General features: G+C 61.2%; 23 protein-coding genes and 1 tRNA gene. 10 read left to right on the forward strand and 14 right to left on the reverse strand.

All coding sequences use genetic code 11. The features are described from left to right. Positions 1-6: 6 nt before the first annotated feature. From era to rpoZ, 8 genes are all read right to left on the reverse strand, one after another. The gene (era, locus tag QMO80_RS05930; protein ID WP_283199246.1) at positions 7-948 is read right to left on the reverse strand and encodes a GTPase Era; all 942 of its coding nucleotides are present in this window, start codon (positions 946-948) and stop codon (positions 7-9) included. Positions 949-955: 7 nt separating this feature from the next. Continuing rightward, positions 956-1,675 (reverse strand): ribonuclease III, encoded by a 720-nt coding sequence (gene rnc / locus QMO80_RS05935; protein WP_283199247.1) that lies wholly within the window; start codon positions 1,673-1,675, stop codon positions 956-958. Next, positions 1,672-2,415, reverse strand: a complete 744-nt coding sequence (lepB, locus tag QMO80_RS05940) for a signal peptidase I (protein WP_283199248.1) — start codon at positions 2,413-2,415, stop codon at positions 1,672-1,674. The genes rnc and lepB overlap by 4 nt, the downstream gene beginning before the upstream one ends. Before the next feature lie 136 nt (positions 2,416-2,551). Then, positions 2,552-2,956 carry a holo-ACP synthase gene (gene acpS, locus QMO80_RS05945; RefSeq protein WP_071090098.1) on the reverse strand — a complete coding sequence of 135 codons (405 nt, stop codon included), beginning with the start codon at positions 2,954-2,956 and terminating at the stop codon, positions 2,552-2,554. Positions 2,957-2,994: 38 nt separating this feature from the next. Continuing rightward, positions 2,995-3,585: a DUF2062 domain-containing protein gene (locus tag QMO80_RS05950; protein WP_283199249.1), complete on the reverse strand. Its 591-nt coding sequence runs from the start codon at positions 3,583-3,585 to the stop codon at positions 2,995-2,997. A gap of 155 nt (positions 3,586-3,740) precedes the next feature. Next, complete coding sequence (locus tag QMO80_RS05955; protein WP_003587595.1) at positions 3,741-3,890, reverse strand: DUF3563 family protein; 150 nt, start codon at positions 3,888-3,890, stop codon at positions 3,741-3,743. A 193-nt stretch (positions 3,891-4,083) separates the two neighbouring features. Next, positions 4,084-6,318 (reverse strand): bifunctional (p)ppGpp synthetase/guanosine-3',5'-bis(diphosphate) 3'-pyrophosphohydrolase, encoded by a 2,235-nt coding sequence (locus QMO80_RS05960; RefSeq protein ID WP_283199250.1) that lies wholly within the window; start codon positions 6,316-6,318, stop codon positions 4,084-4,086. Between the two features lie 188 nt (positions 6,319-6,506). Beyond that, entirely contained in the window at positions 6,507-6,911 is a 405-nt protein-coding gene (gene rpoZ / locus QMO80_RS05965; protein ID WP_003574261.1) for a DNA-directed RNA polymerase subunit omega, read from the reverse strand. A gap of 296 nt (positions 6,912-7,207) precedes the next feature. Here rpoZ and QMO80_RS05970 point away from each other — a divergent pair, with 296 nt between their 5' ends. After that, a complete protein-coding gene (locus QMO80_RS05970; RefSeq protein ID WP_049733874.1) occupies positions 7,208-7,792 on the forward strand; it encodes an NYN domain-containing protein in 585 nt (194 codons plus the stop codon). Between the two features lie 34 nt (positions 7,793-7,826). Here the strand turns inward: QMO80_RS05970 and smpB are convergent, their stop codons facing one another. Both smpB and dapA read right to left on the reverse strand, forming a co-directional pair. Beyond that, positions 7,827-8,306 carry an SsrA-binding protein SmpB gene (smpB, locus tag QMO80_RS05975; protein WP_283199251.1) on the reverse strand — a complete coding sequence of 160 codons (480 nt, stop codon included), beginning with the start codon at positions 8,304-8,306 and terminating at the stop codon, positions 7,827-7,829. 96 nt (positions 8,307-8,402) lie between these two features. Beyond that, entirely contained in the window at positions 8,403-9,287 is an 885-nt protein-coding gene (dapA, locus tag QMO80_RS05980) for a 4-hydroxy-tetrahydrodipicolinate synthase (protein WP_283199252.1), read from the reverse strand. A 211-nt stretch (positions 9,288-9,498) separates the two neighbouring features. Here dapA and QMO80_RS05985 point away from each other — a divergent pair, with 211 nt between their 5' ends. Together QMO80_RS05985 and QMO80_RS05990 are read left to right on the forward strand one after the other, a co-directional pair. Continuing rightward, complete coding sequence (locus tag QMO80_RS05985; protein WP_283199253.1) at positions 9,499-11,574, forward strand: lytic transglycosylase domain-containing protein; 2,076 nt, start codon at positions 9,499-9,501, stop codon at positions 11,572-11,574. A gap of 64 nt (positions 11,575-11,638) precedes the next feature. Continuing rightward, complete coding sequence (locus QMO80_RS05990) at positions 11,639-12,535, forward strand: alpha/beta fold hydrolase (RefSeq protein WP_283199254.1); 897 nt, start codon at positions 11,639-11,641, stop codon at positions 12,533-12,535. A 205-nt stretch (positions 12,536-12,740) separates the two neighbouring features. On the opposite strand, the gene QMO80_RS05995 is transcribed toward QMO80_RS05990, so the two are convergent. The 4 genes from QMO80_RS05995 to QMO80_RS06010 form a co-directional block, all read right to left on the reverse strand. After that, positions 12,741-13,766 (reverse strand): porin, encoded by a 1,026-nt coding sequence (locus QMO80_RS05995; RefSeq protein WP_283199255.1) that lies wholly within the window; start codon positions 13,764-13,766, stop codon positions 12,741-12,743. 541 nt (positions 13,767-14,307) lie between these two features. After that, a tRNA-Ser gene (locus QMO80_RS06000) sits at positions 14,308-14,398 on the reverse strand. Positions 14,399-14,647: 249 nt separating this feature from the next. Then, a complete protein-coding gene (locus QMO80_RS06005) occupies positions 14,648-15,865 on the reverse strand; it encodes an NAD(P)/FAD-dependent oxidoreductase (protein ID WP_283199256.1) in 1,218 nt (405 codons plus the stop codon). 86 nt (positions 15,866-15,951) lie between these two features. Beyond that, positions 15,952-17,067, reverse strand: a complete 1,116-nt coding sequence (locus tag QMO80_RS06010) for a Gfo/Idh/MocA family protein (protein ID WP_283199257.1) — start codon at positions 17,065-17,067, stop codon at positions 15,952-15,954. 206 nt (positions 17,068-17,273) lie between these two features. On the opposite strand from QMO80_RS06010, the gene QMO80_RS06015 reads away from it, so the two are divergent. The 7 genes from QMO80_RS06015 to QMO80_RS06045 all read left to right on the forward strand — a co-directional run bounded on the left by QMO80_RS06015 (position 17,274) and on the right by QMO80_RS06045 (position 25,422). Continuing rightward, positions 17,274-18,149, forward strand: a complete 876-nt coding sequence (locus QMO80_RS06015; protein WP_116272846.1) for a MurR/RpiR family transcriptional regulator — start codon at positions 17,274-17,276, stop codon at positions 18,147-18,149. Positions 18,150-18,243: 94 nt separating this feature from the next. After that, positions 18,244-20,178: a 5-dehydro-2-deoxygluconokinase gene (iolC, locus tag QMO80_RS06020; protein WP_283199258.1), complete on the forward strand. Its 1,935-nt coding sequence runs from the start codon at positions 18,244-18,246 to the stop codon at positions 20,176-20,178. A gap of 199 nt (positions 20,179-20,377) precedes the next feature. After that, the gene (gene iolD, locus QMO80_RS06025) at positions 20,378-22,228 is read left to right on the forward strand and encodes a 3D-(3,5/4)-trihydroxycyclohexane-1,2-dione acylhydrolase (decyclizing) (RefSeq protein WP_283199259.1); all 1,851 of its coding nucleotides are present in this window, start codon (positions 20,378-20,380) and stop codon (positions 22,226-22,228) included. Positions 22,229-22,294: 66 nt separating this feature from the next. Beyond that, the gene (gene iolE / locus QMO80_RS06030; RefSeq protein ID WP_283199260.1) at positions 22,295-23,212 is read left to right on the forward strand and encodes a myo-inosose-2 dehydratase; all 918 of its coding nucleotides are present in this window, start codon (positions 22,295-22,297) and stop codon (positions 23,210-23,212) included. Between the two features lie 193 nt (positions 23,213-23,405). Further along, positions 23,406-24,203, forward strand: a complete 798-nt coding sequence (gene iolB, locus QMO80_RS06035) for a 5-deoxy-glucuronate isomerase (RefSeq protein WP_283199261.1) — start codon at positions 23,406-23,408, stop codon at positions 24,201-24,203. 88 nt (positions 24,204-24,291) lie between these two features. Then, positions 24,292-24,516, forward strand: coding sequence for a DUF1127 domain-containing protein (locus QMO80_RS06040; RefSeq protein ID WP_283199262.1), 225 nt, complete (start codon positions 24,292-24,294; stop codon positions 24,514-24,516). Positions 24,517-24,585: 69 nt separating this feature from the next. Beyond that, the gene (locus QMO80_RS06045) at positions 24,586-25,422 is read left to right on the forward strand and encodes a helix-turn-helix transcriptional regulator (protein WP_283199263.1); all 837 of its coding nucleotides are present in this window, start codon (positions 24,586-24,588) and stop codon (positions 25,420-25,422) included. The last annotated feature ends 75 nt before the right edge of the window (positions 25,423-25,497 follow it).

Here is a 25,497-nt window from a genome sequence, read left to right on the forward strand (position 1 = left end):
CACCCCTTATTTCGGGAAATCGAGACCCATTTCGCGGAACCGTTCGGGATCATCACCCCAATTCTCGCGAACCTTGACGAACAGGAAGAGATGGACCGGCTGCTCGAGGATCTCCGACAACTCCTTGCGGGAAGCCGTCGAGATCGCCTTAATAGTTTCACCACCCTTGCCGAGCGCGATCTTCTTCTGGCTGTCGCGCTCAAGATAGATCACCTGCTCGATACGCACCGAGCCATCCTTGCGCTCTTCCCACTTCTCCGTTTCGACATGCGAGGCGTAGGGAAGCTCCTGGTGCAGCCGCAGGAACAGCTTCTCGCGGGTGATCTCGGCGGCGAGCTGGCGCATCGGCAGATCTGAAATCTGGTCTTCGGGATAATACCACGGCCCCTCCGGCAGCGTTGCAGCCAGATAATCCATAACATCGTCGCAGCCGGAGCCGTTTTCGGCCGATATCATGAAGGTGCGATCGAAGGCGATCTTTTCATTGGCAGCGGCCGCGAGGGCCAGCAGATCCTCGCGGTTGACGCGGTCGATCTTGTTGAGCAGCAGGATCTTCGGCTGCCGGACTTCCTTGAGGCCTTCGAGGATGGCTTCGGCATCGCCGCGCAGGCCGCGCTCGCTGTCGATCAGCAGCACGATCAGATCGGCATCCCTCGCGCCACCCCAGGCCGAGGTCACCATGGCGCGGTCGAGCCGGCGGCGTGGCTTGAAGATACCGGGTGTATCCATGAAGACGATCTGAGCGTTGTCGTGGATCGCGATGCCGCGGACGATGGCGCGCGTCGTCTGCACCTTATGGCTGACGATCGAGACCTTGGCGCCGACGAGGCGGTTCACCAGCGTCGACTTGCCGGCATTGGTCGGCCCGATCAGCGCGACGAAGCCCGAATGCGTCGGACCATTGGTTTCTTGAGCAGCTTCGGCCGCGATATCTTCTTCTTGTGTCATTGTCCCGTCAGTTTCCGGCAGACGATTGCTGCCAAATGCCTTCGCGCTCAAGCATCTTGGTCGCCGCAACCTGTTCGGCGGCGCGCTTCGACCGCTCTACGCCGGTTTCCGGCTTTATGCCAGCAACTTCCACCGTCACCTTGAAGCGCGGATCATGATCCGGTCCGCTGCGTTCATCAACCCGGTAGTTGGGCGTGACGCCGAATTTCGCGTGCGACCATTCCTGCAGCTCGGTCTTGGCGTCGCGCTTGGCCCCATCGGCCCGGACTGCCCTGCCCTGCCAGTAGCGCAGGATGAAGCGGCGAGCCACTTCGAGGCCGCCGTCGAGATAGATCGCGGCGATCAGGCTTTCGACCACGTCGGCGCGCACGTTCATCATCCGCTTGCCGGTCAGTTTCTTCACGTCGGCGCCGGTGCGGATATAGAGGTGAAGATTGAGTTCGTCGGCGACCGCAGCACAGGTTTCGGCGCTGACCAGCTGGTTGAGGCGAACCGAGAGTTCGCCCTCCCCCGCCGTGCCGAAGGTGCGGAACAGAAGCTCGGCGATACAGAGCCCGAGCACCCTGTCGCCGAGGAATTCCAGCCGTTCGTAATTGCCGCCCTTCTCAGTGCGGGCGCTAGCATGGGTCAGCGCCCGATCCAGGCGTTCCTTTTCGGCGAAATCGTGACCGATCAGGCCTTCAAGCTTTGCGCGGTCGGCCGCAGAAAGCGTCGGCGCCTTGCTCATTCAACAACCTTGAAGAGGCGGTCCCAGCGCATGTTCGTCGGCCACTTCCAGATTTCGCGGAAAGAGGTGTCGTTGCCGAGCGAGAAGAAGATGACGCTGGCGCGGCCGACAAGATTTTCGGCCGGCACGAAGCCGACGTCGAAGCGACTGTCGAGCGAGTTGTCGCGGTTGTCGCCCATCATGAAATAATGGCCTTCCGGCACGATGAATTCACGGGTGTTATCGCCGCGCGACACCGGAGACTGGTCGAGCGTGTCGTAGGTCTTGCCGTTGTCGAGCGTTTCGCGGAACACAGGAACATCCGCGCCCGGATCGAGCTTGTAATCCGAGGTGAAGGTACCGTCCGCCACCTTCGGAACCGGCTTGCCGTTGACGTAGAGCACGCCGTCGGTGACCTGGATACGGTCGCCCGGCAGGCCGATGCAGCGCTTGATGTAATCAATGTCGGGGTTCGGCGGGAAGCGGAAGACGACGATATCGCCGCGCTTCGGATCGGCGCCGAACAGGCGGCCGCTGAAGATATCGGGCGAGAAGGGCAGCGAATATTTCGAATAGCCGTAGGCGAACTTATTGACGAAGATGTAATCGCCGACAAGCAGCGTCGGCATCATCGAACCGGAGGGAATGGTAAAGGGCTGGAACAGCACCGTTCGGATCACCATCGCCAAAATCAGCGCCTGGATGATGACTTTGATATTTTCCCAGAGGGCGTTCGGCTTGGCTTGGACTTTTTCGGACACGCAGTCTCATTCCTTCAAGACGCCGCGACGGCGCAATTCTTTCTGTCGTTCTCTCTAGCGGCTTCGGTCGATTGCGGCAATGGCGACAACGTCAAAAGCGACGAGAGGTCGCGATCGACAGCCCCCGAGGCCGCGATCAGAGGCTCTCGGGCAAAGCCTCGATAATCACGAAGGCCTGCGCCAAGGGATAATCATCGGTTATTGTCAAATGAATGGCGGGCCTGTGGCCGGCGGGCAGCATCGATTCGAGGATCAGGGCGGCAGCACCCGACAAAACCATGGTCGGCTTGCCGCTCGGCAGGTTGACGACGCCCATGTCCTTCCAGAAGACACCCTGGGCTATGCCGGTGCCGAGCGCCTTGGAACAGGCCTCCTTGGCGGCGAAACGCTTGGCATAGGAGGCGCCGCGATTTGCCCGGCGGTCGGAACGGGCGCGCTCGATTTCGGTGAAGCAGCGATGGGTAAAGCGCTCGCCGAAGCGCTCGATGGATTTCTCGACGCGGCGAATGTCGATCAGATCGCTGCCAATGCCGATGATCATGCCGGAACCTTCCGTCGCTTAGGATTTCTTGACCGGGTTCATACGCTCGGCATGTCGCCAGCCGGGCCGGCCAGACGCAAACGCGCCCGCTCCAGCAGCCGTGTGTGGCGGCGCGTCTGAAAACCCTTCACGGTGTAGAATGTCAGGGCGTAGAGCGCAACGGAGGTGACGATCGCCGGCGGAATGGCGCCGACGAGCATCGGCTCCAGCACAGGTTTCCACAGTTCCGTGAAGTTCAGCTTGTGAAAGAGGGCGGCGAGATCAACCGTCTGACCGGCCAGATGATCCTCACGGCTCAACAAGAGATGCCCGATCTCCCAGGTGATGCCCCAGATGAAGGGATAGGTCAGCGGATTGCCGAATGCCGCGCAACCGAGTGCGGCGGCCACCATACTGCCGGAGAGGAAATAGGTGATGACGAAGGCCATGACGAAATGCACGCCGATGAAGGGCGTCCACGAGACGAAGACACCCGCAGCGACGCCGGCCGCAACCGCGTGCGGCGAAGCGCTCAGGCGCAGGATGCGCATTGTCAGGTAACGGAGCGGGCGAAGGAAACCTTTGCGGGGCCATAGAAGCTCTCGCATCTTTTCCTTGAATCCCGCAGGCTTGCGACGGCGAAACAACATGGCCGGTATTTAGTGCAGCGCACATGACCATGACAAGAGCGGCAAATGATACCGCCGAAAAAACAGCTCACCCCTCAGCAGAGAGGAACTTCTTCATGCCGAGGGGCGTCCGTTATGCATAACGTCCCTCACTCGTCTCAAGTATAAATTCAGTATCAGCGCGTGCGAAACAGACCGCGGTCGACCTGGCGCTGACGAAACTCGAGATCGATACGATCGAACGAGCCGTTGAGATATGCCATTTCACGTTCCTGCGTGGTCGGAGCGCGGAGGGCGCGAGCGATTTTCCTGATAGGATCAAACATTGTTTTGTCTCATCTTCTGTTTGCGTTTCGATGACCAGAAGATAGGCCCGGCACCGGCTAATTACTACAGCCGCAACATGGAGACAGCCATGCGACTGACGCATAGCATGCCTTTCTGACGAACTATTTCGATCATGAGACGATCATAAAATGTGCAATTTTGCGCTGAACCGTCTGAGGGCTTAACAAAATCTTACTCGTAGAGCCGCCGGACCGTGGCGATGCAATCCAGTTCCTTCATCTGGGCGAGCAGTTGATTGAGCTGACGCAGGTCCCAGACCTCGACCTCGAGCATCATTTCGGTGAAATCCGCCGCGACCCGCACCGTGTTCAGCAAACGGATATTGACGTCGAGGCCTGCGACGGTCTGGGCGACCTTGGCAAGCGTGCCGGGTTCATTCAACCCGTTTACCAGGATGCGCGCCATGAAACGCGACTTGTTGGCTTCGTCGAGATCCCAGCGGACGTCGATCCAGCGGTCGGGCTGATCGTCGAAGCGCTGCAGGCTCGGCGACTGGATCGGGTAGATGGTGATGCCCTTGCCCTGGTCCATGATGCCGACGATGCGATCGCCGGGCACCGCACCGGTTGACGCGAACTTGACGTCGACATTGCCGGACAGGCCGCGGATCGGCCCGATATCGGCGTCGGTGTCGACTTCCGAAGGACCGCCATCGACCCCGGCCTTGGTCTTGCCGGGGATTTTGAAGATCATGCCGGCCGCACTGCGGACGTTGAACCAGCCGTCGTCGCCGGAGGGCCTGACGGTGACGCGCTCATCCTGGTGGTCGGGATAGACGGCGCGCAGGACGTCGAGCGAAGACATCTCGCCGCGGCCGACGGCAGCGATCGCGTCCTCGACTTCCTTCTGGCCGAGGCGGTGCAGCGCCGGCTTCATCGCCTCGCGGGAGAAAATCTTGCCGGCTCTGTCGAAGGTGCGCTCGAGAATGCGGTGGCCGAGACCGGCATATTGCTTGCGGATCGCCATGCGGGTGGCGCGACGGATGGCGGCGCGCGCCTTGCCGGTGACGACGATCTCCTCCCAGGCGGCGGGCGGGACCTGCACGCCCGAGCGGATGATCTCGACCTCGTCGCCATTGGCAAGACGCGTCACCAGCGGCATGATGCGGCCGTTGATCTTGGCGCCCACGGTGGTGTCGCCGATATTGGTGTGCACCGCATAGGCGAAATCGATCGGGGTGGCGCCGCGGGGCAGAGCAATCAGCTTGCCCTTCGGCGTGAAACAGAAGACCTGGTCCTGGAATAGCTCGAGCTTGGTGTGCTCGAGGAATTCCTCCGGGCTGTCGCCTTCGGCCAGCGCTTCGATCGTATGGCGCAGCCAGGAATAGGCATTGGATTCGCGCGAGAGGATGTCGCCGTCGGCATTGGTGGCGCCGTCCTTGTAGAGCGTGTGGGCGGCAATGCCGAATTCGGCGATTTCGTGCATGCGCTTGGTGCGGATCTGCAGCTCGATGCGCTGACTGGAGGGGCCGACGATCGTGGTGTGCAGCGAGCGGTAGTCGTTCTGCTTCGGCGTCGAGATATAATCCTTGAAGCGGCCGGGCACGACGCGCCAGCGAGTGTGGACGATGCCGAGTGCCCGGTAGCAGGACGGAATGTCCTCGACGATCAAACGGAAGCCATAGACATCGGAAAGCTGCTCGAAGGAAAGCGACTTCGACTGCATCTTGCGGAAGACCGAATAGGGCTTCTTCTGCCGGCCCTTGACATAGGCGCTGGTCAGGCCGCTTGCGACCAGCAGGTCACGCAGTTCGGCCTCGATCTTCTTGACGATGCCCTCATTGCGCTTGGAAAGCTCTTCCAGCCTTTTGGTGACGGTGTCATAGGCTTCCGGGTTCATATGCATGAAGGAGAGCTCTTCGAGCTCCTCGCGCATATCCTGCATGCCCATGCGGCCGGCGAGCGGCGCATAGATTTCCATCGTCTCCTCGGAGATGCGGGCCCGTTTGTCGGCCGACATATGATCGAGGGTGCGCATATTGTGCAGGCGATCGGCAAGCTTGACCAGCAGCACGCGCACATCGTCGGAAATGGCGAGCAGCAGCTTGCGCAGGTTTTCCGCCTGCTTGGCCTTCTTGGTGACGAGATCAAGCTTCTTGATCTTGGTCAGGCCCTCGACCAGGCGGCCGATATCCTCGCCGAAGAGTTCGTCGATCTCGGCGCGCGTCGCCGTCGTATCCTCGATCGTATCGTGCAGAAGTGCCACCGCGATCGTCGATTCATCGAGATGCATGTCGGTGAGGATGGCGGCGACTTCGAGCGGATGGGAAATATAGGGATCGCCGCTCGCGCGCTTTTGCTGGCCATGCTTCTGCATGGCATAGACATAGGCTTTGTTCAGCAGTGCTTCATTGGCATCGGGCTTGTATTGCTGAACCCGCTCCACGAGCTCGTACTGCCGCATCATTCCAAAGCCACTCCGGTAAAAATAAAAGCGCGCCAATCAACGATTGGCGCACACATGGGCAATAATATGCCTAAGCAATAAAGGCGCAAGATTGACGATTGGTAATCATCGCTCTTTCGCATCGCATGAAACTTTTTCCGGCTCACGGCGACCGCGGGATCGCCTGCAACCGGGATCAGTCCGCGTGCTTAGTAGTCGTCGCTCTTTTCCGGCGGCACCAGGCCTTCGATGCCGGCAAGCAGCTCTTCTTCCGACATCTGGTCGAAAGTGATCGTCTCAGGCAGATCGTCCTGCTCTTCGCTGTCGGCTGCGGCGACACCGCCGGCGGCGATCATGCTGGCCGGATCGGGCTCGGGCTCGTCGACTTCGACATGCTTCTGCAGAGAATGGATCAGATCTTCCTTGAGGTCATCGGGCGAAAGCGTCTCGTCGGCGATTTCGCGCAGGGCGACGACCGGGTTCTTGTCGTTGTCGCGATCGATGGTGATCGAGGCGCCCTGGGAAATCAGCCGGGCGCGGTGGCTGGCGAGCAGAACCAGCTCGAAGCGGTTCTCCACCTTGTCGATGCAATCTTCAACTGTGACACGGGCCATTGCCTGTCCTTTACGGTCGTCATTTCGGGATTAGCACGCCCGATACAATTAAAACCGGGCAAATACAAGTTTTTCATTCCGGCTGCCCTCGTCTTTATAAGCGGCTGAACTAAATTTCCATGGAGAATGTCACAATTCCACCTATGGTTGCTTGGAATATGCCGAATCGTGCCCTAAATCTTTCATATATGAATAATTGTTAAAGTATGGATCAGAGCAAAATCAAAGCACAAATTATTGATTTTATTGGATTTTGGTCCTGCGGATTTCGATTGCTCTCATTGGATTGGTAAGCGATGTTTGACCCACGCGAAAAAATTGCACTCTTCATTGACGGCGCCAACCTCTACGCTGCATCCAAGAGCCTCGGTTTCGACATAGATTACCGCAAGCTCTTGAAAGCATTCCAGAAACGTGGCTACCTCCTGCGCGCCTACTATTACACCGCGCTGATCGAGGATCAGGAATATTCGTCGATCCGGCCACTGATCGACTGGCTCGACTATAATGGCTACAAGGTCGTCACCAAGCCCGCCAAGGAATTCACCGATTCCATGGGACGCCGAAAGATCAAGGGCAACATGGACATCGAGCTTGCGATCGACGCCATGGAACAGTCCGAAACGGTCGATCATCTCGTCATTTTCTCGGGCGACGGCGACTTCACCAATCTGGTCGAGGCGCTGCAGCGCAGAGGCCGCAAGGTCTCGGTGATCTCGACGATGGCGACGCAGCCGCCGATGATCGCCGACGACCTGCGCCGCCAGGCCGACCACTTCATCGATCTCTTGTCCTTGAAGGCCGAAATCGGCCGCGACCCTGCGGAGCGGGCGCCGCGCCAAGTCGAAGTCGTCGCCCCGGCCAGCGATTTCCAAGAATGATCCGGAAACGGCAATCACCGCCCAAGCGGCGTGGTCAGCCGTTATCCTTCAGTAGGCGGCTCCTCTGCCGGTTCCAATCGCGTTCCTTCTCGGACTCGCGCTTGTCATGCAGTTTCTTGCCCTTGGCGAGCGCCAGCTCCATCTTCGCCCGACCGCGGTCGTTGAAATAGATCTTCAGCGGGATCAGCGTCATGCCCTCGCGGTTGACGGCAGAGCGCAGGCGATGGATTTCACGGCCCGACAAAAGCAGCTTGCGGCGCCGGCGCGGTTCGTGATTGAAGCGGTTCGCCTGCAGATATTCCGGCAGATAGGAGTTGATCAGCCAGATCTCGCCGTCCTCGTCCGATGCGTAGGACTCGGCGATATTGGCCTTTCCCTCACGCAGCGACTTGACCTCCGTGCCCATCAGCACGAGGCCGGCCTCGTAGGTATCGATGATTTCGTAGTTGAAGCGGGCCTTGCGGTTTTCGGCCACGACCTTGTTCACCACGCGCTGGCTGCCTTTGGGGGCCATGACGATATTCCCTTCGAGGCGCGCGAAAAGCCGCGCCCTCATTGCTTGCCCTCTATGTAAGGGAGCGACCCGGCCTTGTGAAGACGGCCGGTCTCCTCAGTTCAGCAGCCCGGCATGGCGCAGGGCGGCGTCGATCGCCGCTTCCGTTGCCGGCTCCAGCGTCGACAGCAGCGGCGAGCGGACGTTGCGGCTCATGCGGCCAAGCTTGAAGAGCCCGTATTTGGCGCCGCAAAGCCCGGGCTCCATAAAGATCGCCTTGTGCAGCGGCATCAGCCGATCCTGATATTCCAGCGCGCTGGCATAGTCACCTTTCAGGGTCGCCGCCTGGAAATCGGCGCAGAGGCGCGGAGCGACATTGGCCGTGACAGAAATACAGCCGACGCCGCCATGAGCATTGAAGCCGAGCGCCGTCGCGTCCTCGCCGGACAATTGGCGAAAATCCTTGCCGCAGGTGATGCGCTGTTCGGAGACGCGCTCGATCTTGCCCGTCGCATCCTTGACGCCGACGATATTGCCGTGCGCCTTGGCAAGCGCACCCATCGTTTCCGGCGTCATGTCGACCACCGAGCGGCCCGGGATATTGTAGATATAGATCGGCAGATCGACGGCCTCGGCAATCGCCGAAAAATGCGCGATCAAGCCCTTTTGCGTCGGCTTGTTGTAATAAGGCGTGACGACCAGAACGGCATCGGCGCCGACCTTTTCGGCATGCTGAGCAAGCTCGATCGCCTCACCTGTATTGTTCGAGCCGGCGCCGGCCATGACGGGAACGCGTTTTGCGGCGACCTCGATGCACAGTTCCACGACCCGTTTGTGCTCGGCATGCGACAGCGTTGGGGATTCGCCCGTCGTGCCGACGGGAACGAGACCGCTGCTGCCCTCCTTGATCTGCCAGTCGACATGCGCGGCGAAGCTGTCTTCGTCGATCAGTCCGGCGTCGGTGAAGGGGGTGACGAGGGCGGGAATGGACCCATTGAACATGCAAAGCTCCTCACGACCAAATCTTGCTTCGGCCGCATTCCATGAATATTTTGCGCACCATAGAGCGCCGAAATCATCGCGACAAGCGCGTAGAGTTCGGTTTAGGGCAAATTCCGATAGCAGATGTGAATGAATTTTACCTGGTACGGTAAGGTTTCGTTAAGATGCCTCTAGCCAAATGGCAGGGCGTGTTTTCGTTGCGAGATCCCGGATGAAGAAAGCTGTCCTGATTCTGTCCGCCTTCGGCTTTATTGCCGCTGCGTGGAGCAGCGTAGCGTCGCCGCTTCCCGGCGAGAGCACGGCTATGCCCGCTGTGAAGCCGCTCGGCTTCATTCCCGAGACAGCCATGCCGGAATCGATCACGACAGGGGCCATTCCGCGCAATCCGGCAATCGCGCCCGTCAACGGCGACCTGAAGGCCGGCCTTGACGCGCTTTCCGACAAGGACCCACGGCTGGCGCTGTCGATCCGCGACAATATGGGCGACGGCACGCTCGACCGCCATATCCTCACCTGGGCGATCGCCGTTTCCGGATTGAAGGGGGTTCCCTCCTATGAAATCGCCAGTGCTTCGCAGGAGCTCAAGAGCTGGCCGGGCCTGTCGCGGCTGCGCGCCTATTCCGAACGCGCGCTCTATGACGAAAACCCCGCCCCGTCAGCCGTGCTTGCCGCCTTCGGCGATACCGCGCCTGAGACGATGCAGGGCGCCGTCATCCTCGGCCGTGCATTGGTTGCAACGGGCAAGCAGGCACAGGCGGCGAAATATATCCGCAAGGTCTGGCGTGGGGAAGCTCTCGACAAGGCGACCGAGGACAAGATCCTCATCGAATTCTCAGCCCTGCTGACGCCGGCCGACCATAAGGCACGGATGGACTATCTGATGTATCGCGGCCGGGTGGCGCAGGCCAAGCGCTTCGGCGACATGGGCCAGGCGCAGTCGCTCTACAAGGCCTGGGCCGCCGTCGACGCCAAAGCCGGCAATGCCGGCGCCCTGCTCGACGCCGTCGATTCGAGATGGCGCGGCGATGCCGGCCTGCTGTTTGCGCGGATCGAATATCTGCGCAAACAGGACAAATATGCCGAGGCGGCGGCGCTCTTGGAGCAGATGCCGCCCGAGCGCAGCGAACTCGTCAATTCCGGCGAGTGGTGGAACGAGCAACGCATCGTCAGCCGCGGTCTCGTCGACCAGGGACAGTTCAAGCCTGCCTATCGCATCGTCGCAAACTACGCCGCAACCAGCCCGACCGATATCGTCGAGGCTGAATTCCATGCCGGATGGTATGCGCTGCGCGGCCTGCAGGATCCGGCAACAGCGGAAAAACACTTCCGCAAGATCCTCCAGACATCAAACGGACCAATCTCGGTTTCACGCGCCTGGTATTGGCTGGGACGAGCAGCGGAGGCCGGTGGTCCTGGCAAATCCAGCGAATTCTATGCGAAGGCTGCGACTTTTCCCGGCACCTTCTACGGCCAGCTCGCAGCGGAACGGCTGGGACGAAAGACGCTGAACGTTACCTATCCCTCGCCGAGCACGGTCGACCGGCAACGCTTCCAGGCGCGCGAAGCGGTGCAGGCGATCGCCCGGCTGGAGGCCGCCGGCCATGGATGGCGAGCCGACAGTCTCTATCTCGCGCTCGCCGATCAACTTCAGAGCCCCGGCGAACTGGCTGTGCTTGCGGCACAGGCCGAGCAATCCGGCGATCATCATCTGTCGCTGCAGATCGGCAAGATCGCCTATGGACGCGGCATCGATGTCGCAGCGCTCGCCTTTCCGGTCGGCGTCATCCCGGCGAACGCCAATATTTCAGGCTCCGGCAAGGCGCTTGCCTATGCCATCGCCCGGCAGGAAAGCGCCTTCAACCCGGCCGCCGTTTCGGCGGCGAACGCACGCGGTCTGCTGCAGCTTCTGCCGGGGACGGCCCAAGCGGTGGCCAAGCGCCACAACATCACCTATTCGAAGGATAAGCTGACGGCCGACGCCGGCTATAACGCGACGCTCGGCGCGCATTATCTCGGCGAGCAGATCGACGCCTTCGGCGGCTCCTACATCCTCACCTTCATCGCCTATAACGCCGGGCCAAAGCGGGTGCCGGAATGGATCGGCCGCTACGGCGATCCGCGCGGCAGATCGATCGACGAGATCGTCGACTGGATCGAGCGTATCCCCTTCCCCGAAACCCGCAACTACGTGCAGCGGGTGATGGAAAATTACGAGGTCTACAAGGCCCGCCTCGGCCAGCCGACCGATATCGAGCGCGACCTGATCGGCGGACGCAGCGCCTCCTGAAGCCGTTTGGCGCGGCCCGAAAACCAGGCTACATCTTCGGGATCAACAACTCTCGAGGGATGCGATGGCGGATACTTACGCAAGCGGTTTCCAGGAGCGATTTTACACGTCTTCCGACGGGCTGAAGCTTTATGCCCGCGACTATCGGCCGAACGACACGGCAAGCGCAGCACGGCTGCCGGTCATCTGCCTGCCCGGCCTGACCCGCAATACGCGGGATTTTCATCCGCTTGCGCTACTTCTCTCCCGGGACACGACAGCACCGCGGCGGGTCATCGCACTCGATACGCGCGGGCGGGGAAACTCGGCATGGGATGAAAACAAGGCAAACTACAATCTGGCCGTCGAGGCCGGTGACGTCGTCACCGCTTGCGCGGCCCTCGGCGTCGAGCGGGCAATCTTCATCGGTACGTCCCGAGGCGGGCTGATCCTGCATCTGATCGCGGCGACACGGCCGGATCTTCTCGAGGCCGTCATCCTCAATGATATCGGGCCTGTGGTCGAGGCCGAGGGGCTGGCGCGGATCCGCGATTATCTCAACGGCGGCAGAAGGCCTGAGGACTGGAACGCGGCGGCCGATATCGTGAAGGAAAATCATGGCGCGTCGTTTACCGCGCTGGACGAGGAAGACTGGCGCGAGATGGCGCTTGCCCTTTATCGCGATGTCGGCGGAAGACCGGTCGCCGATTTCGATCCGGCGATCGCGGAGGCGCTGAAATCGGTCGATCTCAGCCGGCCGCTGCCCGATCTCTGGGAGCAGTTCGAAAGCCTGAGACCATTTCCGCTGATGCTGATTCGCGGTGAAAATACGTCTCTGCTCTCAATGGAGACGGCCGACGAAATGGCCCGCCGGCATCCAAGCTTGATCCTGCAGACTGCCGAAGGACAAGGGCACGCGCCCCTTCTGCATCACGGCGATATCCCCACAGCCGTTCGAGCTTTTCTCGCCTCCTGCCGATAAAACGCGCCGCGTTAAAATTGATTCATACGACGCGCTTTCGCGTGTTGCTTTTATGCATGGCGTTATCTCGGGGCTGCGGCACACTTCCGGGCAACATGCATTTGCCTCATCGGAAGCCGGACAGCCGGCAAAGGTGCGATCCGCCCGATGCAAAAAGCCCGGCTCAGAGAGCCGGGCTTTCCCGATTGACCGAAGTCAGATCAGATTAGAACGAACGCTGCAGGCGGAAGTAGCCCGAGGTCGAGTCGTCGCCATCTTCCGGATCGAGGTACTGAACCGAAGCCTTGGCGTAGAAGTTGTCGACGATCTGGTAATCAACCGTCAGGCCAACCTTCCAAGCATTGCCGTCGTTGAAGTCGCCAGCGGTGACACCGTAGTTGTCGTAGTACTGGACACCAGGGGTGATCTTGAGCTTGTCGGTTGCCTTGATAGCGTATTCGGCAGCGATAGCCCATTCAGCCGCGTTGTAGTAGGCGTTCGGGTCGGTCGCGTAGACAGCTGCGAGGCCGAGCGTGCCGGGGCCGATGTCGACCGTACCCATTGCACGGATTGCACCTTCTTCATTGTCGACGTCATAGCCAGCAGTGATCTGGTAGCTGAAGGCACCAGCCTTGCCGCCAAGACCGACGGCAACGCCGACGTTGTTGGGGGTTTCGCCATTGTAGAAGGGGCCGTCTTCCAGCTCATCGACGCTGATGCCAGCGTAGAAGGCGTCGGTTTCGTACTGATAACGGATGGAGTTATGCAGCGTGACCGGGGAGCCGATATCGTCGGTTTCGCCGGAGAGGCCGTCGTCCCACCAGCTGTAGAACAGACCAGCGCGGAAGCCGGCGATGTCGAGGTAAGCGGAGTCGAGCTTGGCTTGCTGATCGGTGGCGTTGTCAGCATTGAACTGCATGACGATGACGCCGGTCAGCGGACCATACTCGGTGTCGCTCTTGGCGGTGAACTGAACCTGACCGCGCGTGACGGCATCCCAGTCGGAGTCGTTAGCACGAGTCAGCGAATTGCCAACCCGATCGCCAACGTTAACCTGGAAACGGATGTAGCCGTTGATCTTGAGGCAGGTTTCGGTGCCCGGGATGTAGAAGTAGCCGGTGCCGTAAGCGTCGCAGACGCGGACGTATTCAACCGGTTCCGGCTCGGCAGCAACGATAGCGTCAGCAGCCTGAGCACCGGAAACTACTGCGAGAGCAGCAGCGGAGCCGAGAAGAAGGCTCTTGATGTTCATAAATGACCTCCAATTCAAAGTTTCGATCGGGTTTGGGATCTTTCGCTGAGCAGCGTTCCCTGCCCCATTCCCGTGTTGCAAGAAGTGGACGATCAGTCGCCCTGGCTTCCGACGCTGAAAATACAAGACGGAAGCCGTCACGCAATCACCAACTTACTCGGATGGGGGATTTGAGGGGCCCTTCCCGACTTCCTGTTGCTCAAAGGACACAAGTCGGGCAGCCGGCCTCGATTTCCTTTATGCTTTGTTAAGAAAACCCTGATTTTGCGGCAGCTTAGGTCAGCCCCACAAAGTGTTGGACATGCGTTTTCCAACACATTTGAGACACTTTTCTGACAAAATCCGGCTCTTGCGGGCGTGGTGTGATTGCTGGAAGCGTAACCGGACGTTCACCGATCGGCTTTTCGCCGCTCTGACGGGGCGTGGAAGCGAGAGATGATTCCCACAACCGATTCTCTCGCCGCGCGGCCGTAAGACATAGCCGACTAAGCGCAACTGATTCCCCGTCAGGAAAGATCGATAGACGTTCAGGAAATCGGGATGGCGGAGAAGATGGGATTCGAACCCACGATACGCTTTTGACGTATACTCCCTTAGCAGGGGAGCGCCTTCGACCACTCGGCCACCTCTCCGGTGCGGCCTAACTATGGTGACCGGTCTGTGAATGCAAGGGTTTTTTCAGGTTTCACCAGAAGAAATGCGGTGGGCGGCATTTCGGCCGGTTGCGCAAACAGACCGCATTTCCCGGCGTGATCGGTGAAATTTGATCGCGCTTCGTTCTCTTCGACGACGAAGCAGAGCTTTGCCGCCCGGCGTCCGAGAGGATTGGCGAGCCTGGCACGGCGTTCCCTTAGGTGATTCCCTGCGCGGGCTCCCCCGGCTCAGCCGAGGAGGCGCTTGAGATCGGCTGAGGGGTCGGCGAGAATCGATCTGTCGGGGTTGATCCCGGATTCCAGCAGCTTTTTGCCGGTTACATAGGCTTTGGCGTCGTTGATGGCATCGACGGCAATCAGCAGGCCTTCCCTGAAATACCAGACAGAATGGGCGCCTTCGCGGGCGCCGGGGCGCAGCAGCGTTTCGTCATAACCGAGATTGAAGCCGGCGATCTGCAGCTTGACATCATACTGGTCGGACCAGAACCACGGCTTCGGATCATAGGGCTCGCTGCCGCCGGCGATGACGGCTGCCGCCGCTTCGGCCTGGTCGACGGCGTTCTGCACCGATTCGAGCCTGATGCGGCCACCCTGCCAGGGAAGGGCCGCGCAATCGCCTGCGGCAAAGATCGCCGGATCGGAGGTTCGGGCGAATTCGTCGACGACAATGCCGTTGGCGACTTCGAGGCCGGCTTCCTTGGCGAGCTGGTCATTCGGAACGACGCCAATGCCGACGACGGCAAAGTCGATGTCGATGACCGATCCGTCGGAAAGCGCGGCGCCGGTGACGCGGCCATCCTTGCCGACCAGATGCTTGAGCCCGGTTTTCTCGCGGATCACCACGTCGTGGGACTCATGGATCCCGCGCATGATGTCGGCGGTCTCCTTCGCCGCGACGCGCTGCAGGATGCGGTCGGCCATCTCGATGACGGTGACCTCAAGGCCGCGGTAACGGGCGACGGCTGCCGCCTCGAGGCCGATATAACCGCCGCCGATGATGAGGACGCGGCGACCAGGGCGCATTTCGTCAGCGAGCAGATCGGCATCGCGCTTGTCGCGGGCGACATAAACGCCGTCGAGATCGCCGCCGATTGCGGCCGGCAGCCGGCGCGGCGTCGAGCCGGTGGCGAGCGCCAACGTGCCATAGTCGAGAACGGAGCCGTCCTGCAGCAGAACCTGCTTGCTGTCCGGATTGATCTCCTCGGCCCAAGTGGAAAGGCGAAGGTCGACATCATTGTCGCCATACCAGTGCTGGTCGCGAAACAGCAGGCGGTCGAAGCTCATTTCGCCGAGCAGGTATTTCTTCGAAAGCGGCGGGCGCTGATAAGGGGCCACGTCTTCGGCGCCGATAAGGGTGATCGGGCGCGTATCCTTCAACGCCCGCAGCTTGGCCGCCAATGCGAAACCAGCCTGCCCCGCGCCGATGATCACCAGTCTATCCGTCACGATCTCACTCCTGAAACGAGGCCCGACACTCATGCCAAGGCCTATCCCCTGCCCTATGCGCCGTCAACGGAAAGCAGCTTTTACCTTCAGCCGATCTCGATCCAGCGACGCTCGTGGAAGGACTGTGCCATGGCATGCACCGACTTCTCTATCCTGAGACCGTCTTTAAATGTCACGATCGACGACGGCTCGCCCGATATTGCCCGGATCAGCTCGCGGCATTCGATGATCTTCAGATCGTTGAAGCCGAGACCATGGCCAGGCGCCGGGATGAAGCGATCATAAGGCCGATGGGCGGGTGCCGCCAGTATCTTGCGGAAACCTTGTTCGGAGCCGCGACCCTCGGCCTGATAAAGTTCGAATTCGTTCATCCGCTCCTGGTCGTAAACGATCGAGCCGTTCGAACCGTAAATCTGCAGGGCGATGCGGCCCTTGCGGCCCCAGGCGGCGCGATTGGCCATCAACACGGCGGAGATACCACCGCCAAGCCGCATCAGCACGTTGGCGGCATCGTGATTTTCGACGGCACGACGGCCACCTTGGCCCAGCGGGCGGTCGGCATAGGGTTTCACCATATCCGTTATGACGGCCTCGGCATGGCCGAAGAGATACCAGAGCAGCGACAGCGGGTGCACGGCGAAATCGTCGAGCGCGCCGTAGCCGGCGGAAAGCTCGCTCTTCCAATAGAAGAAGACATCGGGATCGGCCATGAAATCCTCGTCCATCTCGACGCGAATATGGTTGACCGTGCCGATGGCGCCTTCGCCGACAAGCGTCTTGATATGCCGTATGACGGGATTCTGGATATAGTTATAGCCAAGGGCGGCAACCTTGCCTGATCGTTCCGCCGTTTCCAGCATGCGCTCGGCATCGGCATAGGCCGGCGCCATCGGCTTTTCGCACCAGACGTGTTTGCCGGCTTCAAGCGCTGCAACCGCCATCTCGGCATGGAACTGGTTGGGTGTGGTGACTGAGACGACGTCGACCTCGGGATCGGCGATCAGCGCCCGCCAGTCGGCCGTCGCCTTCTCGAAGCCGAATTCGCCGGCCCGCGCCTCGGCCAGCCCGGCATTGGCTTCGGCAAGATGGACGAGACGCGGACGCTCGACGTCGCCGAATACCGTCTTCACCGCATTCCAGGCCAGCGCATGGCACTTGCCCATATAGCCGGTGCCGATCAAACCGATGCCGAGTGGCTTCATTTCCGTCTCCTCCAGAGCTGCGCGCGGATTTTTGGAATATTTGGATCATTTTGACAAGAGACCCACCCAGGGTCATCGGCATCATTTTTTGCAAGGATTGTCTAAATCCCTTGAATTACAGGCGATTAAAAACAATTAGGCGCGCAGTTTGAAATCGTCTATGCTGCGCAATATGGAATATTTGTTTCATCTCGTGAGCCGCAAGCATGGATAACGACCCCCAGAGGCAGGCGCGTGTGCCGCGCGATTTCGAAAGCCTGCGCAGCACCATCATCGAGCGCAAGGCGAGCATGCCGAAGCGGCTGGCGCAGGTCGCCGCCTTCGCGCTCGGCAATCCCGACGAGATCGCCTTCGGCACGACGGCGAGCATCGCGGCCGCCTCCGAGGTCCAGCCTTCGACGCTGGTGCGCCTGGCACATCATCTGGGCTACGAAGGTTTTTCCGACCTGCAGAGCATCTTCCGCGAAAGATTGCGCGACCGGACGCTGAGCTATGAAGAGCGGCTCGTCACGCTGGAGCAGGCGAGCGGCGACGACGAGGACGCCAATCTGCTCTCGGGCTTCATCGCCGCGGCAAGTCAGTCGGTCAACCGGCTGGCGGCGACGGTGCAGAGCGATACGTTCACCAAAGCCGTGGATATCCTTGCCGCCGCCGAGACGATCTATCTGATCGCCAAGCGGCGCTCCTACCCGCTGACGGCGCATATGACCTATGCTTTTTCCAAGCTCAACATCCGCCACCAGATCGTCGCCTCGCCGAACGGCGTCGACCCTGAAATGGTGCAGTTCGCAACACCGAAGGATGCGGCGATCGCCGCTAGCTTCTCGCCCTATGCGGCCGACAGCCTCAACCAGAGCCAGGAGCTCGCCGATCGCGGCGTCCCCGTCATCGCCATCACCGATTCGGCCTTCTCGCCGCTTGCCGCCTGCGCCACGCACTGGTTCGAAGTGGCCGAGGCCGATTTCGCCGGCTTCCGCTCGCTGTCGGCCTCGATGGCGCTCACCATGGCGCTGCCGGTCGCCATCGCCGAGCGGCGGCGCAAGCGTCAGCATTCAAAAGCTGGGAAAGCAAAAATGGAATAAACATTCCGAATTGACAAAATATCGGAACCGATGTTTCATTATTCACAAATTCGCAGGCACTGGAAGCCGCGCAAAAATCTAGCGGGAGGACATCATGGTACAATCGAATCCGGGTTCACGGCCGGAGCCGGCGCTTGATGTAATCACCATCGGCCGCTCCTCGGTCGATCTTTACGGCCAGCAGATCGGTTCGCGGCTGGAGGATATCGGCTCCTTCGCCAAATCCGTCGGCGGCTGCCCGGCCAATATCGCCATCGGCACGGCGCGGCTCGGCCTCAAATCCGGTCTCATCACCCGCGTCGGCGACGAGCAGATGGGGCGTTTCATCCGCGAGCAGTCGGCGCGCGAAGGGGTGGCGACGGATGGCATCGTCACCGACAAGGAGCGTCTGACGGCGCTGGTACTGCTCGCGGTCGAAGCCGAGGGCGTGTCGCCGATGATCTTCTATCGCTCCGACTGCGCCGACATGGCGCTCGACGAAGGCGATATCGACGAGAATTTCATCAGATCGTCGCGCGCCGTCCTGGTGTCCGGCACGCATTTCTCCCGGCCGAACACCGAGGCCGCGCAGCGCAAGGCGATCCGGATCGCCAAGGCGAACGGCCGCAAGGTGATCTTCGACATCGACTACCGGCCGAACCTCTGGGGCCTTGCCGGCCACGCGGAAGGTTTCGAGCGCTACGTGAAATCCGACCGGGTCTCCTCGAAGATGAAGGAGACGCTGCCGGATTGCGATCTCATCGTCGGCACCGAAGAGGAAATCCTGATCGCTTCCGGCGCCGACGACGTGCTCGGCGCGCTGAAGGAGATTCGCCGCCTGTCGCCGGCGACGATCGTGCTCAAGCGCGGCGCCATGGGCTGCATCGTCTATGACGGCCCGATCGCCGACGACCTCGAAGCCGGCATCGTCGGCGAAGGTTTCCCGATCGAAGTCTTCAACGTGCTCGGCGCCGGCGATGCCTTCATGTCCGGTTTCCTGCGCGGCTTCCTGCGGGAAGAGCCGCTGAAGACCTGCGCCACCTGGGCCAATGCCTGCGGCGCCTTCGCCGTTTCCCGTCTGCTCTGCTCGCCGGAATATCCGACCTGGGCGGAACTCGATTTCTTCCTGAAGACAGGCAGCCAGCATCGGGCGCTGCGCAAGGACGAGGCGATCAACCATATCCACTGGGCATCGACCCGGCGCGGCGAAATTCCGCTGTTGATGGCGCTGGCGATCGACCATCGCTCGCAGCTCGTCAGCGTCGCCGACGAGCTCGGCGTCGGCCATGACAAGATCGTCGCCTTCAAGCGGCTGGCGGTCTCGGCGGCGGCGCGGGTTTCGGAAGGCCGCGACGGTTACGGCATGCTGATCGACGAACGTTTCGGCCGCGACGCCTTCTTCGATGCGGCGACGAAGAATTTTTCCTGGATCGGCCGGCCGGTGGAACTGCCGGGCTCGAAGCCGCTGCGCTTCGAATTCAGCCAGGATATCGGCTCCCAGCTTGTGGAATGGCCGCTCAGCCATTGCATCAAGTGCCTGTGCTTCTATCATCCCGATGATCCGGCCGAATTGAAGAGCGAGCAGCAGGAGAAACTGCGCACGCTGTTCGAGGCGGCCCGCAAGGTCGGGCGAGAGCTGCTGGTGGAGATCATCGCCGGCAAGAACGGGCCGCTTACCGACGATACGATCGCGATTGCGCTGGAAGAGCTCTATGCGCTCGGCATCAAGCCGGACTGGTGGAAGCTGGAGCCGCAGGCATCGAGCGAAGCCTGGAAGAAGATCGATGCGGTGATCGCCAAAAATGATCCCCTGTGCCGTGGCATCGTGCTGCTCGGGCTCGAGGCGCCCGCCGACGAGCTGATTTCCTGCTTCGAAGCGACGCTGGCCGCCCCTTCCGTGAAGGGCTTTGCCGTTGGCCGGACGATCTTTGCTGATGCAGCGCGCGCCTGGCTTTCGGGCAGCATGAACGACGAGGAAGCGATCGCCGACATGGCCGGCCGCTTCCGGCAGCTGACAGAGGCGTGGCTGAAGACGCGTGGGCAGCATTAAGAACAAGACCCCTCCCCAACCCCTCCCCACAAGGGGGAGGGACTTAACTTGAGGCATTACCTCACCCCGTTAGCAAGCGTCCTGCGGATGAAACCTCGCGGTGTGAATGGAAAGAGCCGAACGGGTTAGCCCCTCCCCCTTGTGGGGAGGGGTTGGGGAGGGGAAAACAGACAGAGAGCTAAAGGTTCGGGAGGCCCCGATGGGCAAGACGATACGGTTGACGATGGCGCAGGCCGTCGCGCATTTCCTCAAGAAGCAGATGACGATCGTTGACGGCAGGAAGGTGCCGATCTTCGGCGGCGTCTGGGCGATCTTCGGCCACGGCAACGTCGCCGGCATCGGCGAGGCGCTTTATCAGGTACGTGGCGAACTGACGACCTATCGCGCCCACAACGAACAGGGCATGGCGCATGCCGCCATCGCCTATGCCAAGGCGAATTTTCGCACGCGTTTCATGGCCTGCACCACCTCGATCGGTCCCGGCGCGCTGAACATGGTGACCGCCGCCGGCGTCGCGCATGTCAACCGGATTCCCGTTCTCTTCCTGCCCGGCGACGTCTTTGCCAACCGCGCGCCCGATCCGGTGCTGCAGCAGATCGAGGATTTCGGCGACGGCACGGTTTCGGCCAATGACGCCTTCCGCCCGGTTTCGCGCTATTTCGACCGCATCACCCGGCCCGAACAGATCATTTCGGCGCTGAAGCGCGCCATGCAGGTACTGACCGATCCGCTCGATTGCGGCCCGGTGACCTTGTCGCTCTGCCAGGACGTTCAGGCTGAGGCCTATGACTATCCGGAAAGCCTGTTCGAGGAAAAGGTCTGGGCGACCCGCCGGCCGCAGCCGGATGCGGATGAACTCGCCAATGCCATCGCGCTGATCAAGGCATCTAAAAAGCCGGTGATCGTTGCCGGCGGCGGTGTGCTCTATTCGCAGGCGACGAAGGAACTGACCGCATTTGCCGAGGCCCACGGCCTTCCGGTCGTCGTCACCCAGGCCGGCAAGTCGTCGATCAACGAGACCCATCCGCTGGCGCTCGGCTCGGTTGGCGTCACCGGCACATCGGCAGCGAACGCGATCGCTGAAGAGACGGATCTCGTCATCGCCGTCGGCACGCGCTGCCAGGATTTCACCACCGGCTCCTGGGCGCTGTTCAAGAACGACAGCCTCAAAATGATCGGGCTCAACATCGCCGCCTATGACGCGGTGAAGCATGACAGCCATCCTGTTGTGGCCGATGCCCGCGAAGGGCTGAGGGCGCTTACGGCAGGCCTTTCCGGCTGGAAGGCACCGGCAGCACTGGCCGAGAAGGCCGCAGCCGAGAAGAAGGTCTGGATGGAAGCCGCCGCCAAGGCTATGGCGACGACCAATGCCGCCCTGCCCTCCGATGCCCAGGTGATCGGCGCGGTGGCGCGCACCATCGGTGGCGAGAATACGACGGTGCTTTGCGCCGCCGGCGGCCTGCCCGGCGAATTGCACAAGCTCTGGCCAGCGACGGCGCCGGGCAGCTATCACATGGAATATGGTTTTTCCTGCATGGGCTACGAGATCGCCGGCGGGCTCGGCGCCAAGATGGCGCATCCCCAACGCGAGGTCGTCGTCATGGTCGGCGACGGCTCCTACATGATGATGAATTCCGAGATCGCCACCTCGGTCATGCTCGGCCTCAAGCTCAACATCGTCGTGCTCGACAATCGCGGCTATGGCTGCATCAACCGATTGCAGATGGGAACCGGTGGTGCCAACTTCAACAATCTGCTCAAGGACTCCTATCACGAGGTGATGCCGGAAATCGATTTCCGCGCGCATGCCGAAAGCATGGGGGCCATCGCAGTCAAGGTCTCGTCCATTGCTGAGCTGGAGCAGGCAATCGCCGATTCGAAGAAGAACGACCGCACCTCGGTCTTCCTCATCGACACCGACCCGCTTATTACCACCGAGGCCGGCGGCCACTGGTGGGATGTCGCGGTGCCCGAAGTCAGCCCGCGCGAAGAAGTCAACAAGGCGCGCAAGGGCTATATCGAAGCGCGCGCCGCCCAGCGCATCGGCTGATTCGATTGCTGTCATTTTTCGGAGGAGCGGAACTGCTCCTCCGCACTGTTTTTAAGGAGAATGTTGATGAAGGCCAAACTCGGCATGTCGCCCATCGCGTGGTGGAACGACGACCTTCCCGAACTCAGCGACGACGTATCCCTGGAGGAATGCCTGCGGCAATCGCGCGGCGCCGGCTTCACCGGCATGGAGCAAGGCCGCCGCTTCCCCAGCAACCCGGAAGAAATGCTGCCCATTCTGCGTGCTGCCGACGTGACGCTGTGCGGCGGCTGGTTCTCCGGCACGCTCGTCAATGAGGAGCTCGCCGCCAACAAGGACCGCATCGCCCCGATGATCGAGCTGTTCAAGGCTGTCAATGCGCCCTGCATCGTCTACGGCGAGGTCGGCCGTTCCATCCAGGGCGACCGCTCCAAGCCGCTCGCGACCAAGCCGCGCCTTGCCGATGACGAGATGAAGGCCTATGGGCGGCGCGTCACTGAGTTCGGCGAATGGTGCGCCGAACAGGGCATGCCGCTCTCCTATCACCATCACATGGCTGCCGTGGTCGAAACCGAGCCGGAACTCGACGCCTTCATGCGTAATTCGGGCGCAGGCATTCCGCTGCTGCTCGATGCCGGCCATCTCGCCTTTGCCGGCGGCGACGTGCTGCGCGCCATCGACAATCATCATACCCGCATCAACCATGTCCACGTCAAGGACATCCGCAAGCCTGTCGTCGATGGGCTCGACCGCAGCCGGCAGTCCTTCCTCGATGCGGTGGCGCTTGGCGCCTTCACGGTGCCGGGCGACGGCTCGCTCGATTTCGCCGCCATCGTCCAGCGGCTCGCCGATCATGGCTATGAAGGTTGGTTCGTCGTCGAGGCCGAGCAGGATCCACGCACGGCGCCGCCGCAGAAGATGGCCGAGATCGGCCATGCGGAATTGATGCGGGTGATGACGGCTGCGGGTTATACGGTGGAAACCGAAGGTTTCCCGAAGGGATAACGAGGCGAAAGTCATCTCTCCGCCAGAGGGCTAAATAGTAGCATCGGGGCAAGAAGCCCCCTCATCCGCCCTTCGGGCACCCGTACCGGGGTCGAGCCACGTGTCTCGACCCGTCCTTCGGACCCCCTCGGGGAGAAGGTGGCGGCAGCCGGATGAGGGGGCTACGCCCACCAACGCATGAGGAGAAACACCAATGCCAAACCTCAAGGTCAAACCATCCGGCACGCATGGCCGCGTCACGCATGTCACGCCTGATAGCGCCGGCTGGACCTATGTCGGCTTCGATCTGCATCGGCTGAAGCCGGGTGAGACCGTGTCGGGGGAAACCGGCGATCGGGAGGTCTGCCTCGTCTGGGTCACCGGCAAGGGCAAGGCCTCGGCCGGGACGAAGGATTTCGGCACGCTCGGCGGCCGCATGACCCCGTTCGAAGGTGCGCCGCATGCGCTCTATATTCCGATGGAATCGACCTGGTCGGTCACGGCGGAGACCGATCTGGAACTCGCCGTCTGCTCGGCCCCCGGCGGCGGCACTTATCAGGCGAAGGAGATTCCGCCCGGCACGCATCCGCAAGTGACGCGCGGCAAGGGCACGAATGTGCGCTACGTCAACAACATCATGCCTGAGGACGACAGCTCGGCGCATTCGCTGCTGGTCGTCGAGGTGATCACGCCGGGCGGCCATACCTCTTCCTATCCGCCGCACAAGCACGACCAGGACGACCTGCCGAACGAGAGCTTCCTGGAAGAGACCTACTACCATCGCCTCAATCCGCCGCAGGGTTTTGGTTTCCAGCGCGTCTATACCGACGATCGCTCGCTCGACGAAGCGATGGCGATCGAGGACGGCGACGTGACGCTGGTACCGAAGGGCTACCATCCTTGCGCGGCAACGCACGGCTACGATCTCTACTACCTCAACGTCATGGCCGGGCCGAAGCGTATCTGGAAATTCCACAATGCCGTCGAGCACGAATGGCTGCTGAAAGCATAAGCGCGACTGCGAATCGCTAAATAATCTGACAGCGCCAAGCCACTGCTGATGGTTCACTGCCTCCATCCAACAAGGATGGAGGATCATCATGCATCGCTCGAATATCACCATAGCAGGCAGCAACCGCCGTTCTTCGCATCATAGGCCCGGCCTGTTGCCTGCCGCGATCACCGCAGTCCGCTGGCTGGCACGCAAGATCGGCGAACGGCGCAACCGCAATGCGCTGATGGAGCTTTCCGACGATCAGCTGAAGGATATCGGCCTCTCCCGGGGGCAGACGGACAGCGATGTTCACGTCTATAGTCGCTACTGAACACAGGCAGCAGTTGTGATAGGGTGCCGCGGACCGCCTCGTCCGCGGCCTGTCCACCGGGAAATTGAAATGTCGCAGGTTTCAACGGCATTGCTCCTGAAAACGAAGACCATCGCCATTCGCGACATCATCTGCGATGGCGAGTGCCGCCACCGAAGCGATGAGGAATGCACTCACAAGACGAGCCTCGTCTATCCCTATCGCGGCGTCTTCATGCGGCATGTCGGCCGCAACGATACGGTGGCCGAAGCCAATCAGATGCTGTTCTTCAATGCCGGTCAGGGCTATCGGATCAGCCATCCGATCGAGGGTGGCGACGCCTGCATCGATCTGGCGATCGACGAATCCCTGCTCGAAGAGCTCGCGCCGAAGGACCAGCTGCAGCAAGGCCCGGCCTTTTCATTCCGCCGCCAGCGCCGGCGGGTCGATCCGCGCGCGCAGGCGCTGGTCGCTCTTCTGCGTCACGGTCTCAAGCGCAACGTCGCCGAGACGCTGGAGGCGGAAACCTTGGCGCTGACGCTGGTGCGCCGTTCGCTCGGCGAGCGCACATCGCATGCGGCCGGCGCCAGCGCCGGCCGGCAGAAACTCGTCGATCGGGCAAAGCTGGTGCTTTCCTCCGATCTCGCACGGCGCTGGACACTTTCGGAAATCGCCTCCGAAGTGGGCGTCTCGCCTGTTTATCTCACCCAGGTCTTCCAGCAGGTCGAGGCGACGCCGCTTTACCGCTATCATCTGCGGCTGAGGCTTGCCCGCGCGCTCGATCTGCTCGGCCAATACGAAGATCTGACCGCGCTCGGCCTCGATCTCGGTTTTTCCAGCCACAGCCATTTCAGCGCCTCCTTCAAGCAATCCTTCGGGCAAAGCCCGGCCGAATTCCAACGCGCGGCGCAATTGCGGCGCAGGTGAATCCAGCCATCGATCGCTAAAGATTTCGACAGCGGCGATGCGGCCTTCGATGATCTTATCAGCCTGTCCCGATCC

Origin of the sequence: Rhizobium sp. BT03 (genome assembly GCF_030053155.1) — a bacterium.
In the GTDB taxonomy this organism is placed as follows: domain Bacteria; phylum Pseudomonadota; class Alphaproteobacteria; order Rhizobiales; family Rhizobiaceae; genus Rhizobium.